This is a genomic window from Leptolyngbya sp. Heron Island J, assembly GCF_000482245.1.
Classification (GTDB): domain Bacteria; phylum Cyanobacteriota; class Cyanobacteriia; order Phormidesmidales; family Phormidesmidaceae; genus Leptothoe.
In genome coordinates this window covers 1-15,188 of sequence record NZ_AWNH01000112.1, presented here as the reverse complement: position 1 = coordinate 15,188, position 15,188 = coordinate 1, and the positions used below count along the sequence as shown (strand labels likewise).

Sequence of the window (15,188 nt, the reverse complement as noted above, 5' to 3'; positions counted from 1 at the left end):
TTGAGGGCTGTTCGCTGAAAGGACAAGTTGCTGTAAGCCCCTGGACACAGAGCATTTTCAGCTATCTCTTAACCCCTGCAGCGGGTTTTGGTCCAGTTAGCCTTTTGATTTTGAGTCCAAGGCGATTTGAAGCTTCATTGCCAGGTGCAAGACAATTAATGAATTGCGCTTATGATTACTCGGTTTCCTGAAGGGTGCCCAGGCCCTGGAGAGAGGCATCGTCAACAATATAAGCAGTCTCACCGTCCTGTATTATCCGTTTATTAAGTCGCGGAAAAACAGCAATGTCAAAGCTGAGCTGCTCTCCACCCATCAGATAAACCAGGTCTTCGCTAAATGGATTGCGAAGATGGTGGGGTGCCTGAGGGAGACCAAATCCCATAAAATCTCCTGGCCCTACCTCAACTTCCCTGTCCCCAATCTCAGCCATCCCACGCCCTGAGAGAATATAAAGCCACTCTTCTTCATTGTGATGGGCATGGTACACAAAAGACTCCTTACCTGGAGGCATACGTACTAGCGATAGGCCAATCCGATCAAAGCCCACAGCATTGGCCAGAGGGCGTATGTGGATTTCTGAGTTGGGATTGAGTGGATGGTGAAACTCAATTTCGTCCATGGCATTAATCTCGGATGCCTTGACGAGGGGATTTTGCTGGCCCGCTGGATTACCCATAGAGAAGACCTGCCTATGCTAGTTTAAATTTTAAGCAACACGACTAAAGCAACTGCAAAACTGGCCATGGCGGTACCAAATTGAAGTAAGCGTCGGTTGAGTTTGATGATTTTTCTCAACGGCAACAGACCGACCACAAAATAGGCGACAATCGCTACCCCCACTGCCAGTAAAGTTTTGAGGATTCTACCACGGTACAGTTCAGCTGCGATCGCAACGGTTGTCAGCGTACTCAGCTCAGTGGGAGGCTCAATATCGGGCGTGGTTAAAGTCTCCCAGGTTTCCCCACCATCGGTGGAGCGATAAACATCGGTATGGGCAGTACCAAAGCCAAAAATTGTATTGTCCTCAGCATAGTTGGGTGAAAACTGGATAGGACGTCCAGCACAGGGGACATTGTACATCCGAGAGAAGGCCAGACTGGCATCACCAATAGGTGTAAAAGAGTCGCCGCCATCCACACTTCTATAAAGCCCTTTACCCCGGAGGCTAACCATCACCGTGCCATCCTGACCATAGTTGGGGGATACGGCCACCCCTTCTAGAAAGGTACGCTCAGGGGCAACATCTGCGATCGCCACAGACTGCCAGCTCTCACCGGAATCTGTGGTCTTAAATAAGCCATCGTAGCTGCTGACAAACAGCGTTTTATCCTGAGGATAGTTGGGAGAAATCTCAATGTGTAAGTTCCCTGCCGCCGCAATTGGGGTCGCTGCCGTCGTCGCCTGCCAAGTTTCACCAGCATCTGTAGACCGATATACCCCAGTTTCAGCCACCGTATACAAGGTGCGATCTTCTGTAAAACTAGGAGAGATCGCCATGGAGGGACTATCGTTACCCCGTTCCCAGGGCAAATTAGCAATCTCCTCTAAAGTTCTGCCACCATTGGTCGACCGAAACAAAAGCCCAGCCTGATTGCTCACATACATCGTCTTGTCAGTCGAAAATTCAGGCGATAGCAGCAATGTTAGTCCCCGAGCTTCCTTGCTCAAACTATGGACTGACCAGGATCTAGCCCCGTTGGTCGACCGGACAAACTTAGTCCATAGCCCTGTAGTAAACAATGTTTTATCAGTGCCGTAGTCAGGAGAAAAAGCAATGTCAAAAAACCGTCGCGGATCTTGATAAGTCTGCTTAAAGCTACCGTTTAATCGAGGCACTTCCACACCATTCATAGTCAACTCCCAAGTTTTACCCTGGTCGTTACTCGTCATAATCTTGCCAACGTAGGTGGTCAGAGCCAGAGTGCCATCCTCAGCATAATTAGGCGACACATCCATCGCCGCCACGACACCTTCGTCCAGCGTGCTAATCTCACGCCATCGTTGCCCCCCCTGGTTCGACTTATAAAGACCGTTAAACCCGCCTAAAAAGACAGTCTCATCCTCGACAAAATTGTCCGACACCGCAATTTCAGAAAAGTGATGGGTTTCAAATTCATCCGCTTGCTTGTCTTTGATGAGACCATTAGGGTAATCCGTCCAGGTTTCACCAGTATCCAGAGAGATCGAAATACCTCTATCCCAGCTAGAGAGAATTACCCCTCTAGAATCACCCGGTAGAATCTTGACGTCCTGAATGCGCAAATCCTCTAACCCTTGGTTGATGTCAATTATCTCAAGAGTTGTCGGATCAACTCGATAAACTCCCTTAGAATCGGTGCCTACATAGAGCACATTGTCATTGGCAGCAATCGTACTGATCGGATCATCCGCCACAGTGAGGACTCTTTGCCAACTTTGACCGCTGTCGTTGGAGCGCAACAACTGGCCCCTGTCATCACCACCCCACACTGTACCACTAACTTCATTCAGGGTTAACAACAGCTGGCTGGCATCCACAACTGAATTCCAGGTTTGGCCACGATCAACACTTTGAAAGACGCCCCCCTCGGCACCTGCTGCCAACAGCACTTGAGAATTACTCGGCAGACTATATATCAGGCCAATATCTAAGGTATCCAGCCCTTGATTAGACTGACGCCAGCTTTCACCTTGATCATCTGATAAGAAAATGCCATCCCCATGGGTGCCCAGTGCCAGTAACTGTCCTTCGGTCTGGTCGATTGTGAGGGTAGACAACGGCGCTAGAGTGTCTAACCCCTGCACAAGGCGTTTCCAACGTTCGCCTTGATCCACGGACTTTAACAAGTTACCCCGTACAATCGTGTAGGCAGTCTGGTCCTGACTATAGTTAGGCGAGAGTTTAATCTGAGTAACCACATCGTGGGGACGATGGGCATAGGCCGGTTGAAATGACCAAACTACCGTTAGTAATAACCCCAAAGCCACCCAGCCCAGCTGACGTCTAATCAGATTAACGACCGCTACCAATAGCTTGGATAGTCCAACCTTAGAACCATATTTAAGGACGTACATTTTTTTAATGGAAACTATAAATGGCAGATATTTCAAAGGGGGCGGCTCAGTGCTTATGCAGATAAGTCACCCTGATTTTCCACAAGCTTAGACGAAAAGCTACCGTGTGATTATGAGTACCTATTAAAGATGCAGGCTTAATATGCCCAAGCATTCATCAAAAATAATTCATAAGTACTTAACTATATCTATCTTTAGAGCTGGGAAATGCCATCATCCACACCCGCAAGTCTAAATTTTTTTAGCGGATCTAATGTAATTATCATTTCTTTAGACAACCTAGAAGATATATCCAGGCGCTTATCCACACCTCTGTGGGACGGCAACGTGTGCTAAAACTAAAGCGCGAGGTGCCGTTAGGTGCTGCAACGGGGCTAGTTGATCTCAAGCCCCACAAACACCCAGATAGAAACTTATCAAGGACAAGGAAGACCAATGGGGTTATTTGATCGCGTTAGCCGACTTATCCGCGCCAATGTCAACGATGCTGTCAGCAAAGCCGAAGATCCAGAAAAGATTCTTGAGCAAAGCATCATGGATATGCAAGAGGATCTAGTGCAAATGCGCCAAGCGGTGGCGGGTGCGATCGCGAGCAAGAAAAAGGTAGAGCAGCAGCAGGAAAAGGCCCAGTCCGAAGCTAACATGTGGACTCAGCGGGCACAGCTAGCATTACAGAAAGGGGATGAAAACCTGGCTCGTGAAGCCCTGGTTCGTAAAAAAAGCCATGCCGAAACAGCAACGGCCTTAAAAACTCAGCTCGAACAGCAGACTGCTTCAGTCGAGACCCTCAAGCGTAACCTGATTGGTCTAGAGAGCAAGATTTCTGAATACAAGACCAAGAAAAACATGCTCAAGGCCCGTGCCAGTGCGGCTAAGGCCAACGAAAAGCTACAAAAAACCGTGGGTACCCTCAGCACCAGCAGCTCTGTTGGTGCCTTTGAGCGCATGGAGGAAAAAATTCTAGAACTGGAAGCTCGGGGGCAGGCAGCCGCAGAGCTAGCGGGTGCAGATCTCGAAAGCCAGTTTGTCAGCCTTGAAGCCGGTGGTGATGTCGATTCTGAACTCGCTGCGATGAAAGCCCAGCTATCAGGAGGTTCAGTTAACCAGGAAGCATTGCCGCCCGCTGATGCCCAGCCGGTTGATGCTCCCACCAATAAAGCCGTCGATGCAGAATTAGAAGCACTCAAACAGGAACTAGACAACCTGTAGGATAGGTCCCACCGAACAATAGGTCTTAGCAGGCTCACCATGTAATGGGTTTAAAATAGGATGGATTGAGGTACCGAGTATCTCAAACAAATCCCCCACTACCCACCGTCCTGCTGCCCCATGCGCTTTGCCGATCGTCTTACCCCTTTGCAGACCAACGTTTTTGCCGACATGGATCGAGCCAAGGGACGAGCACGAGCAGCCGGTAAGCCAATCGTAGATTTATCCCTGGGGTCATCAGATTTACCAACACCGGGCCATGTGTTAGATGCGATCGCAACGGCACTGCGCGACCCGGCCACCCACGGCTATAACCTATTTGAAAGTACCCGCGCTTTTCGACAAGCCGCAGCTCGCTGGTATACCCAAAAGTTTGGTGTAGCAGTTGATCCAGAAACCGAGGTGCTGCCCCTGATTGGTTCTCAGGAAGGCACAGCCCATTTACCGTTAGCAATTTTGAATCCTGGGGATTTTGCATTGCTCACTGACCCGTGCTATCCCTCCCATACCGGGGGTATTCATCTGGCTAACGGACAGATTTATGCCATGCCGCTATTGGCAGAAAACGGATTTTTACCCGTCTTGACCGATATCCCAACAGCGGTGTTGGCCCAGGCCAGGCTGATGGTGTTGAGCTATCCCCACAATCCCACCACCGGCATCGCCTCACCAGAGTTTTTTGCTAAGACCGTCGCTTTCTGCCAGGAGCAAAATCTTGTCCTGGCCCACGACTTTCCCTACGCTGACCATTGCTTTGATGGATATCCGGCACCATCAGTGCTGCAGGCCGATGCAAATAAGACCTGCTCTATCGAGTTTTTTAGCTTTTCCAAGGCTTACAACATGGGTGGGTTTCGCATCGCCTATGCCATTGGTAATCGTGAGCTGATTCTGGCGCTGCGTCAGGTTAAGGCCACGGTGGACTTTAATCAGTATCAGGGAATTTTGCGAGGTGCGATCGCAGCACTTGAAGGCCCCCAAGACTGCGTCCGCACCACCGTCGACACCTTCAAAGCCCGTCGAGATGCCATGGTCACCGCCCTCAACCACCATGGTTGGCACGTTACTAGCCCCACTGCCACCATGTACCTATGGGCTAAGCTACCCGCATCCTGGAGCGACTCCATTGATTTTTGCGTGCAACTAGTGGAAGCAACCGGCATAGCATTGGCACCGGGTAGAGGTTTTGGCAAATCTGGCGAAGGATACGTCCGCTTTGCCCTGGTACAACCTCCTGCAGTTCTAAAACAAGCCGCACAGCAGATTGTCGAGTTTATGTATAGCCGTAACTAAATTAAATCCATAGGTAAATTACCGAATAACCGGTGTTAAGGCCGCCATCGCAGTTACTTGAGCAACTGTAAGGACAGCTCTTGGCAGTACCCAGTAATTTAGCAATAGATACAGGTATTATTTATACGAAGAAAACACAGGGTTCTGTGTTTGTACGTACATTACAATACCCCCATCATGCATATCATTCTTGCCGGAGAGTAAGTTAGCTAGAATTATAAAGACACTTTTCCTGTATTCAAGATCGGTGTTAACGTCACCTCTACCAGTAAATGTCGATTAGCTTGCTACTGCGCTGCAGCCATCTATGAATTTTCCACCAGAGCAACGCCGCATTTTACTGATTGAAGACGATTACGGCAATCGTGTATTATTTGCAGACTTTTTAGAACATTGCGGTTATCGAGTTTTACCGCTGGCTGACGGCAACAACTGCATTGAGATGATGCAGGAATTTATGCCTCACATTGTATTGCTGGATATTAAGCTCCCACAGGTGGATGGTCTCACCCTTATCCAAACCATTCGCCATCATCCCCAGTTTTGTAATTTACCAATTTTGGTAGTCAGTGGCTATGCATTTCAAGCAGATCGGCAACGAGCCATCGCTGTTGGGGCGACTGACTATATGGTTAAACCCATTTTGCCGGCCACCCTCAACAGTAAGATTCTCTCTTTATTAAAAGGAGCACCTACCCCTATTCCCCGAGACAATCTTGCTCAAGACTCAGAATCCGATTCATCGGAATTTTGGCGCTGAACTTTAATAAATTGCTCCGTTGTGCGGTTGAGTTGTTCCAAAGAAGTAGAAATCTCTTCTACAGTGTCTTGCAAATTTGATGATAGCAATGTTATCCGTTGGAGCTGATTGAGCGCATTACTCATCGCTTCACGGTAATATTGCTCAAATTCATCTAGAGACATAGCATGTATTCGTTGACATAGCTCTAGTCTCCGCTAATTTCGAATTTAATTGAACAAAAACTGCGAAAATACCCTGAAATTTCACGTAGTTTTTGATACATAAAGCATTAGCTTTATACGGATAATCTCCTTAAGCTAAACGGCTCAGATGGCTAAGACAATTTGCATATTCCCAATTTTCCCACAGATACGCCGAAATATCTGCGACAGCAGGGTAGGCATTAACCACTTTCTGTTGGTCTTCTCTTTCAACTAAAGATATTCTTCAAATCAAGCACAAAGTCGGGGAAAACATCCCCACCATCGAGCAGTTGAGGAGACTGCGAAATTTCAACAGAACCTGAACTAAATTGCTACAGTTTGCTTCTAAGGATTAATTAGCCATCCCAAGCGCACACCATGCGCTTGATATCCTTTGGATGAATCAAACGTATCCCCCAGCTATGTTTATCGATTCCACAGACCAAGATCGATCGTGATATCGGCATTGCACAGAATGATTTTTTGTCAGAGGATAGGCGTTGCCCACCCTCCGAGATAAACCGTTGCTGATTTAGAGGATGCACCGATCTGGAGAAATACCATTCACCTATATCTTGTAGATGAAATCATCCTAAGGATCAGCAACGGTCGGGATAATTTATCGATCAATCTCCAATCAATCCTTCAAATTCGGATCGCAAATTTTCAAAGTTTGCCACCCGACCCACAATCAGGCTAGTCTCCTCCGCTGCAGCCAGTTCCTTTTTCCACTGGTTGACATGGTCGCCTGCATTTAGCCAAAAGTTGACGATTTCATTGACTACCGTATCCCAGTCCCAGTCTGGTTTTTTATGCACCAGCGAGGTTGCTTCGATAAAACCATCCAGGGTGCACTCATAGCTGCCTAGATAGGCGCAGCTGCGGCCAGGTGACTGCTCCACATACTGTTGATGCTTAAAGAAGTTCCAAACAGGTGAAACCCCGACAATATCAAAGTTGTAACTCATGATCTATGTATTCGAGAGATATCAAAAGACAGATGGCTGCATCTAGTCATAGTTACCAAAAAGGCACAGGAGATTCCTGTGCCCGGTAGATATCTATAGAGCTAGAAAAATACAGCATATTAATTCGGTAATTATGGTTGAGTATCGCTAGCCAACGTCCTGAAGCAGACGTTTACGCCGTAATCCTCTTAATCATGCTTTAAATCCTAACCGAGTGATCACCCTAAAAGTGTTCTCTGTTAACCTCTGTAGCGATCCGACAGAGGAGGTAACGCACTAATGTGTCCTTTGGAGCAGGCAGATGCTCAAGACACTCAACATTCTATGTACCAACCCAAACATATTTTCTACGTCTGCCAAAAAAATCCCAAAAAAAAGGAGAGCATACAAGCTCTCCAACCATCAGGGTGCATCTACTTAACATAGTATGCCACGGATGGGATGTGGGGTGTAACCCCCTATTTAGTTTTTTTAGGAATCTTGCTAGAACTTTACAATCATGAGGTTTATGTAAAGCCGACAGATTTAGAACCTGGTGTGTGGAACAGCACTGGACCTACCGTCCAGCAAGGTCTGGTACTACCCTGATGCAACAACAGGATAGTAGTCGGTCAACATCCCGTCTAGTCTACCCATTTAGCTTTTTGCCCAATAACTGGTTCGTTAATTTAGGATCTGCCCGTCCACTGGAGCGTTTCATTACCTGCCCCACAAAGAAGCCCTGGAGCTTTTTCTTACCAGCACGATATTTGGCTAGTTCGTCTGGATTATCGGCCATGACTTGGTCAATGATGGCTTCAATAGCAGCCGGGTCAGAAATTTGCACCAGCCCTTTTTCTTCGACAATAGCCTTGGGGGACCCGCCGTCTTTAAGCAGGGTGGGCAATAAATCTTTGCCAATTTTGTTACTGATGGTCCCCGACGTGATCAAGTTAACCATTTCCCCCAGCCCTTCAGGAGTCAGCGCAATGTCGTTGATGGATAGCTTTTCGGCATTGAGGTAACCGGAAATATCCCCCATGACCCAGTTCGCTGAGGTTTTAGCATCGGCTCCGGTGGCAATAGTATGCTCAAAGTAGTCAGCAATGGAGCGGTCATCAGTGAGTACACGAGTGTCGTAGGCCGACAGCCCTAATTCTGTTTCGTAACGATGGCGCTTATCAGCAGGGAGTTCGGGTAATTCTGATTTCCAGGTTTCAAGCTGTTTTTTAGAGACTTCGATAGGGGGCAAGTCAGGTTCTGGAAAGTAACGATAATCGCTAGAGCCTTCCTTCGAGCGCATGCTCTTTGTCACCTGGGTGCCTTCATCCCACAGCCGGGTTTCTTGGATAATCTCTTCGTCACCGCTTTCTAACGCTTCAGTCTGGCGCTCAATTTCGTAATCAATTGCCTTTTGAATAGCGCTAAAGGAGTTCATGTTTTTGATTTCCACCTTGGTGCCAAAGGCTTCTTGACCTTTAGGGCGGATGGAAATATTGACGTCGCAGCGCAGGGAGCCTTCTTGCATGTTGCCGTCACCCACACCCAGATAGCGGACAATCCGGCGAACTTCTTGGGCATATTCAGCGGCTTCTTTACCAGTGCGAAGATCGGGTTCGGAGACGATTTCGACCAAGGGAACACCGGCCCGATTGTAGTCCACCAGCGAATAGGTAGAGCCAGCTAACCGATCGCTGCCAGCATGAACCAGCTTGCCGGCATCTTCTTCCATATGCAGACGGGTAATGCCGATTTTCTTACGTTCTACATTGCCGCTTTTTTTATCGACTAGCTCGATTTCAATCCAGCCATGTTCGGCAATGGGTAGGTCGTATTGCGATATTTGGTAATTTTTGGGCAGGTCGGGATAGAAGTATTGCTTGCGATCAAACTTACTGTAAGGAGCGATCTGGCAGTTGAGGGCCAGTCCTGTCTTGACCGCATATGTCAATACCTTTTCGTTCAGCACCGGCAATACTCCCGGCATGCCCAATGTGATGGGGTCGATGTGGGTATTGGGATCGGCTCCAAACTCTGCCGAGCTGGGGGTGAATATTTTAGTATTGGTGCTGAGCTGGCAGTGGATCTCTAAGCCAATGACGGCTTCGTACTCGGTCTTCGCAGGTGCCGCAGCGGTCATAGTAGACGGTGGGTGAAATAGAACGTGTCCCATTGTAGCGGCTGGCGGGGGATTGGGGTCATGTTGGCAATACCTCACCCTCATTCAGCTCAATCAGGAACTGCATGGCTCTGGCGATGTATTTGGCGCAGCGGTGGGGGGAGTCTTGGTAAAACGAGCGCCAGGCTTTGGCTTTGTCTTGGAGATAACGGTGGGCGCGGTGGGCACCGCCATCAAGCCAGGCAAGACGAACAGCGTGGCCAACCAGAACATCAAGCACAATATAGTCGTCGACCTGCAAGTCGGGGTTGGTATCAAATAGCTCTGAGAGTTCCATCAGGGCTTCAACATTGACCTGGCGGTATTCGGGTGCCTGAATTTTGTTGAATAGGTGTTCGATGCGCAGGGCAAAGTCTTTTTCTTCGGGAGTAGTGTCGGAGAGGACGAGTTCGCTAACTAGACGGTTACGACGTTCTAGTTTGTCGCCAATGACGATACCTTTGCAATGTTTGAGCAACCGCCATACCCGTGGATAAAAGTCTTCGGGGACTCGGTGTAGCCCTCCTTCTCGCTGTCGGCGGTGGAGCCAGTCTTCTTCAGAGGGGTCAGTTTCTTCTGCTTGGGGCAGGACTACCCAGTTGACGGCTTGGGGTTTACGGGACTGGATAGACTCTTGACGGAACAGACTGTTATCGAGTCCTTCGTAACCTGCTAGTACCTGCCGCAGTCGCATTTTGATTTCGAACGGACTCATGGCCATGAGCATTTCATAGGCTTCGTCCTGGGTGCAGTGCTGTTCGCGGCAGATTTCACTGTTGATTAGCAAGATCAAATAGCTGACTCGTAGGGTCAGGAGTCCGTCAAATAGCTCGGGTTCTGAGTTGATTAGGACGCTGAGGTAGATGAGGATTTCTTGAGTGAGGGTGCGATCGCGAATATCCTCACCACAAAACGCATTAATCTTAGCCAGCAATTCCTGAGGAGACAGCGGATCTATAATTAGCGAAGCCTCGCTATAGGCCTTACCCACCGCAATCTGCTTCTGACGCACCAGCAGTTCTGTGGCCGCATCCGCCAAACCGATGGCCATCTTATTCAGCAAACCCGCTGCCCGCCGCACAATCGCCCACAGCTCCAAACGACCTGCCTTGGTATAAAGCTCATTGAGCAAATTGGCCAGGGTCACCTGTTCACCCGCTTCCGCGCCCCAGTCCGTTTCAAAAGCAAGCGTTTCCAAGCGACACAGATTGCTAATCAGCTCAATTTGTTCATACAAATTATCAGAAGCCTTTAGAGTCTGGAGCAACTGCCAAACATCCGTTTCCCGCTCCAGATCTAGCTCCTGAAGCTGATTCAGAGGCTTGGTCTTACTTTCAGAAAGCGGTAAATAGGCCGAAATGGGCATCGTATAGGTCGACAGAGTTTCCTCTACATGCGGTAGCGACACATCCTCAATCCGCTCAGTAGCCGCCGTTAGCATCAGCTGAAACAACGAGCCCACCTTGATCGATACTCCGTTACATTCGCCATCCTTCAATTCAAAAATCAGCTGAAGTAACGGAGAATCACTAATCGCCTTGTGACCCAGCTCAAACATGCGATGAGTCAGCAGCAGAGTCACCGTAGGTCGACCCGGTTCATTCCAATGCTCATGGATATACGCCAACTCACTCCGAATCTGGGCCACCAGAAACTGATAGTCGAGGGTAATATAAAATTGGCTGGGATCTAAGAAAGCAGGGACAAAGACAACAGTCTCACGCTGAATACGAAAGATGCGGGATGTAGTCAAACTGCGCAGACGACGATCGGGGCGGCCGGTGGTATTTAGCTTGTTGTTGCAGCCAAACTGGGCATACAGGTCAGCTAGATTGGTCGAGGTCCGCACCTGGACTGGATCGATCTGCTCTAAAACCTGAGTCTCAATACCGTAGTTGGCCAGTTGCTGCTGCAGATCACTATCTTCAGAGAGCAGAGACACCTGCACAATCGGTTTACGGTTTTGCCCAACTTTAAGATGACGAGCCAGAGGATCAATGTCCCCCAGAGTAATCAACCCATCCTGAATCATTTGCCCCATGTAATAGAGACTCTGCGCCCACACCAACGGAATGTTGTCATTGGGCTCACGAATCTGGCTATGGGGATTTTCACGCTCAGCTTCAATCACCGCCGCAGGCACATAATAAAGCTCCGGCAATAGGTCTAGCCCTCCTTTATTCACCGCCAACGCCTCCAGGCGCTCTCGGTAGAAGGCCGCCTGATCGCCTTGATTACGAAACAGGCTATTGAGCAGCAAATAGCAAAAAAACAGCGGCCACTCACATTCAATATGTTCAAAAGCCTTAAGTTCGCCAGGCTCGTAATGCAGCCGCTCAGCATCTTCAACTACAGATTGGTGGCCATCGCGGAGAAACCGCTTACAGCCGTACTGACCCTGTAGTTTTTCCACAATGGCATCGTGGGTAGTTTGCAACAGGTCTGGATCATCAACAGCAAAGGCAGGAAAACCAATCACGCTCAGCAGAGCCGCGTCAATTTCCTTAGACCCCGACTCCCTGGGCAACAAAGATTCCAGCGTGATCCGTGTGCGCGCAATCTCATCGGGCAAAACATGGATCACAGACCCATGACCGCCTCGCACCCCAAACAAGTTCAAACCATTCATGGCCTCCAGAGCGGCTTTGGCCATACCCACCGAGCTGCCGTTAAGTTCCGGTTTGCCGTGGTTAAGTTTATTGCCCCGCTCCCAAATGCCATAGTCAGCCGTTCGGTAAGCGCGACCAATGTAGTAGACCAAATTTTGAACAAAGTCGACTTCGTCGCGAGTGTAGATAATCTGCAGTCCTGAACTGGTCATCTGCGCCAGCATCAGCAAATACACCGAAGTGGCATCCAGCTGCAAATGGCCCCACTCGTCATCACCTACAACGGTACTGCCAGTGGGGGTATCGTACTTAGCATGAAGCGCATCTAAGGGATCTTGGGTACGCTTAAATTCCTCCACCTTGTCGGTTTGCTGCATCATGGCAAACAGCAAACCGCGCATCAGTTTAGTGACGCTTTGCTCCAGTTCATAGGTACGCCCCAGGTTTTCATCAATTTTTCGATAAGCCAGGGCCAGCCCCCACACGGCCATGATGCTATAAACATTGTCCCGCACCCAGGCATCGGTATAGTCACCGTGGGTATTAATGGCGGTACTCGCAGGTAAGAGGCCAGTGACCGGATTTTGACGCGACAGAATAACTGTCTGAATCTGCTGATAATAATAATCGAGATGATCTTGGCGGGAGGCGAAACGAGACATGCTGTACTAGAAATTATGGATAACCCCCTCAGACAGCAAGGGGATGTCGAAAACGTCCGTAGAGATAAGAACCTAAAAGTAATTTTAAGGAAGATGTCTATATTAACTTACACTTCCGCAGTATTCCTAGATGGCTTAAAGCCTACGTAAACCTCTAGGGTACCCTCAGTAATGTTCACAAGTTCAGGGCGCAGGTATAAGGTTTTATCGCACTATCAAGGCCCCTCAATACCCCATTCAAATAGCGCTCTTTAATGACTCTGGCGGTATAAAATAGGGTTTGCTATCGACTCAAGTGGGTCAAACCGCATGTATGGTGACACCCCGAGCTGCTCAACCTACTGTCAAATTTATCGATGACTCCTGCAAGTCCTATCGTGACCTGTTTGCTGAAGTCAGGAGTTTTGAAGCCTTCAAACATTTACATGTGGGTCTGATTTCAGAGGTTAAGCGCAAACCCTTACCGGTTATCGCTAAAGTTGTTGGTTTGTCTAATTCACAATCATTACAACAATTTCTATGTGAATCTCCTTGGTCTGCCCAAGCCTTCTTTCAGCAGCAACTAATACTCATTCCAAAAGTTGTTGCTGGTAGAAAAGTTACACTGATTATCGATGAAACGGGTGACCGTAGAAAAGGCACCTCTACCGATTATATGAAACGACAATACATCGGTAATTTGGGCAAAGTCGAAAATGGTATTGTCGGCGACAATATACTCATACACTCTCAGACAAAAAACAGAGCAACGCTATATCTGGGAGATGATCTATGGCAAACAGCAACCTATTCGTTGTTGCTCATGCTTCTCAAATACCACTGGAAAGGTTTGAGCTTTCTCCAACACTTTCTTAGGTTCTAGCTCCTCCTCAAAAGGCTCTGACTTGGATTTATCCAGACTGACATCAAAGTTATCGCTGATCATGTCCAGCTAAATCTATTGAGCTTTCTGAATCGCCACTCGACGATTGGCTTGTGTATCGTGCAAACCTAACGACAAACAATAGCGTTTACTGTGATAGCTCCACCGCAGCCTTAGCAGGTCAGTGAAATGAACCCCTAATTTTGGACAGTAAAATCAGATAATAACGAGTCTAGACTGACATGTATCAATCTGAGACATCCTACGCTTCCTGCCTCCACTTTTTCTCAAATTCGCTGGGCGTTAAATAGTCCAAAGACGAGTGAATTCTCTTCTTCATATACACCTCGTCTAAAAACTCTTCTATTCTCTCATACACTTCATTAAAGTTGCGATAGTCCGACAAGTCAACCTCCTCTTCTTTAATGGTTCTCATCAGTCGTTCAGCATAGCCATTCTCATAGGCTTTACCCACACCCGCCATACTAATCGCTATCTCGTTCTCTTCCAATAGCTGAACATACGCATTGGCTGCATATTGAACGCCTTGGTCTGAATGATGAATCTCTGGAATACACTGCTTCAGTCCTTTCTCTAATGCTGTTATCGTTAACTGTTTCTCCATCGTCCTATCCAAGTGCCAGCCTCGAATACTGCGGGTAAACACATCCATTAACACCGCTAAATAAACAAACTCATCCCTCAACCGGATATAGGTGATGTCGCCAACCCATATCTGCTCTGGACGCTCGACGACCAGTCCTTTGACTAGATTAGGATACCGCTTATAGCCATGGACACTATTCGTCGTGCGTTTCCGGCGTATTCGTCGTTTGGCAAGGAATCCCAAGTCTTTCATTAATCGGCTGATCCGTTTGTGATTAACCGTCCATCCCTCTCGCTGCAATTGTTTAGTAATCCGTCGATATCCATAGGTTGGATATCTCCCCGCCACATCAATGATCGCTTTTTTCAGGGTCTCTTCTTGCGTCTGTTTTGCTGATTTTGTCCGATAGTAATAGCGGCTTCGGCTGTAGCCAATCACATCACAGATTACCTGGATCCAATAGTCTCCTTTCAACTGCTCAATCATGGCTCGTTTCCGCTCAGATTCCACAAGTCCGAAGCTTTTTTTGCTACCGCTAATTCCATTGTTAGCCGACCCACCATGCGTTCTAATTCTGCGATTCGTTCGGCTGATTCATTCCCACTTCCGTTGCCTCCAAACGCTAAATGCGCCTGGTTTAGAAATTCATTGCGCCAACGATTGATCACGGACGTATGCACTTTATGGGCGCGACTCGCTTCGCTGACACTCCGTTGGCCACTGACGATCTCCAGCACGACTTTTGCCTTAAATTCGCTACTGTAGTTCCTGTGTTTACTCGCCATATTCTTTACCCCTATTGGACTCTAGCTTACGCTCTATCAGTCCTGTCCTAATTTTGG

General features: G+C 48.2%; 11 protein-coding genes and 1 pseudogene. 4 read left to right on the top strand and 8 right to left on the bottom strand.

The window, feature by feature from the left end; all coding sequences use genetic code 11:
- Positions 1 to 175 precede the first annotated feature (175 nt).
- Both N836_RS68940 and N836_RS68935 read right to left on the bottom strand, forming a co-directional pair.
- Entirely contained in the window at positions 176 to 676 is a 501-nt protein-coding gene (locus N836_RS68940) for a cupin domain-containing protein (protein ID WP_023076386.1), read from the bottom strand.
- Positions 677 to 699: 23 nt separating this feature from the next.
- A complete protein-coding gene (locus N836_RS68935; protein ID WP_023076385.1) occupies positions 700 to 3,054 on the bottom strand; it encodes a sialidase family protein in 2,355 nt (784 codons plus the stop codon).
- A gap of 435 nt (positions 3,055 to 3,489) precedes the next feature.
- On the opposite strand from N836_RS68935, the gene N836_RS68930 reads away from it, so the two are divergent.
- The 3 genes from N836_RS68930 (at position 3,490) to N836_RS68920 (ending at position 6,316) form a co-directional block, all read left to right on the top strand.
- Positions 3,490 to 4,263 carry a PspA/IM30 family protein gene (locus tag N836_RS68930; protein WP_023076384.1) on the top strand — a complete coding sequence of 258 codons (774 nt, stop codon included), beginning with the start codon at positions 3,490 to 3,492 and terminating at the stop codon, positions 4,261 to 4,263.
- Between the two features lie 120 nt (positions 4,264 to 4,383).
- Positions 4,384 to 5,556: an LL-diaminopimelate aminotransferase gene (locus N836_RS68925; protein ID WP_023076383.1), complete on the top strand. Its 1,173-nt coding sequence runs from the start codon at positions 4,384 to 4,386 to the stop codon at positions 5,554 to 5,556.
- A 307-nt stretch (positions 5,557 to 5,863) separates the two neighbouring features.
- Positions 5,864 to 6,316, top strand: a complete 453-nt coding sequence (locus tag N836_RS68920; protein WP_023076382.1) for a response regulator — start codon at positions 5,864 to 5,866, stop codon at positions 6,314 to 6,316.
- Here the strand turns inward: N836_RS68920 and N836_RS76170 are convergent.
- From N836_RS76170 to N836_RS68905, 4 genes are all read right to left on the bottom strand, one after another.
- Positions 6,277 to 6,480, bottom strand: a complete 204-nt coding sequence (locus tag N836_RS76170; RefSeq protein ID WP_071789099.1) for a hypothetical protein — start codon at positions 6,478 to 6,480, stop codon at positions 6,277 to 6,279. The genes N836_RS68920 and N836_RS76170 overlap by 40 nt on opposite strands.
- 647 nt (positions 6,481 to 7,127) lie before the next feature.
- Entirely contained in the window at positions 7,128 to 7,469 is a 342-nt protein-coding gene (locus N836_RS68915; protein WP_023076381.1) for a hypothetical protein, read from the bottom strand.
- 628 nt (positions 7,470 to 8,097) lie between these two features.
- Positions 8,098 to 9,588, bottom strand: a complete 1,491-nt coding sequence (gene gatB, locus N836_RS68910; protein WP_023076379.1) for an Asp-tRNA(Asn)/Glu-tRNA(Gln) amidotransferase subunit GatB — start codon at positions 9,586 to 9,588, stop codon at positions 8,098 to 8,100.
- Between the two features lie 58 nt (positions 9,589 to 9,646).
- Complete coding sequence (locus tag N836_RS68905) at positions 9,647 to 12,877, bottom strand: glycoside hydrolase family 15 protein (RefSeq protein WP_023076378.1); 3,231 nt, start codon at positions 12,875 to 12,877, stop codon at positions 9,647 to 9,649.
- A gap of 313 nt (positions 12,878 to 13,190) precedes the next feature.
- On the opposite strand from N836_RS68905, the pseudogene N836_RS0139640 reads away from it, so the two are divergent.
- Positions 13,191 to 13,592: pseudogene (locus N836_RS0139640) on the top strand (transposase); the annotation flags it as partial.
- A gap of 222 nt (positions 13,593 to 13,814) precedes the next feature.
- On the opposite strand, the gene N836_RS78290 reads toward N836_RS0139640, so the two are convergent.
- Together N836_RS78290 and N836_RS68900 are read right to left on the bottom strand one after the other, a co-directional pair.
- Positions 13,815 to 13,919, bottom strand: coding sequence for an Arm DNA-binding domain-containing protein (locus tag N836_RS78290; protein WP_152532298.1), 105 nt, complete (start codon positions 13,917 to 13,919; stop codon positions 13,815 to 13,817).
- Positions 13,920 to 14,001: 82 nt separating this feature from the next.
- Positions 14,002 to 15,131 (bottom strand): IS3 family transposase gene (locus tag N836_RS68900; RefSeq protein WP_152532270.1). Its coding sequence is split into 2 segments (ribosomal slippage): positions 14,002 to 14,864 and positions 14,864 to 15,131, totalling 1,131 coding nucleotides; the frame shifts between segments, so codons are not numbered across the junction.
- Between the last annotated feature and the right edge of the window lie 57 nt (positions 15,132 to 15,188).

Excerpts from the sequence above, each read along its gene's own strand:
- N836_RS68940 (WP_023076386.1), bottom strand. The coding sequence starts at position 676 with ATGGGTAATCCAGCGGGCCAGCAAAATCCCCTCGTCAAGGCATCCGAG.
- N836_RS68935 (WP_023076385.1), bottom strand. The coding sequence starts at position 3,054 with ATGTACGTCCTTAAATATGGTTCTAAGGTTGGACTATCCAAGCTATTG.
- N836_RS68930 (WP_023076384.1), top strand. The coding sequence starts at position 3,490 with ATGGGGTTATTTGATCGCGTTAGCCGACTTATCCGCGCCAATGTCAAC.
- N836_RS68925 (WP_023076383.1), top strand. The coding sequence starts at position 4,384 with ATGCGCTTTGCCGATCGTCTTACCCCTTTGCAGACCAACGTTTTTGCC.
- N836_RS68920 (WP_023076382.1), top strand. The coding sequence starts at position 5,864 with ATGAATTTTCCACCAGAGCAACGCCGCATTTTACTGATTGAAGACGAT.
- N836_RS76170 (WP_071789099.1), bottom strand. The coding sequence starts at position 6,480 with ATGTCTCTAGATGAATTTGAGCAATATTACCGTGAAGCGATGAGTAAT.
- N836_RS68915 (WP_023076381.1), bottom strand. The coding sequence starts at position 7,469 with ATGAGTTACAACTTTGATATTGTCGGGGTTTCACCTGTTTGGAACTTC.
- gatB (WP_023076379.1), bottom strand. The coding sequence starts at position 9,588 with ATGACCGCTGCGGCACCTGCGAAGACCGAGTACGAAGCCGTCATTGGC.
- N836_RS68905 (WP_023076378.1), bottom strand. The coding sequence starts at position 12,877 with ATGTCTCGTTTCGCCTCCCGCCAAGATCATCTCGATTATTATTATCAG.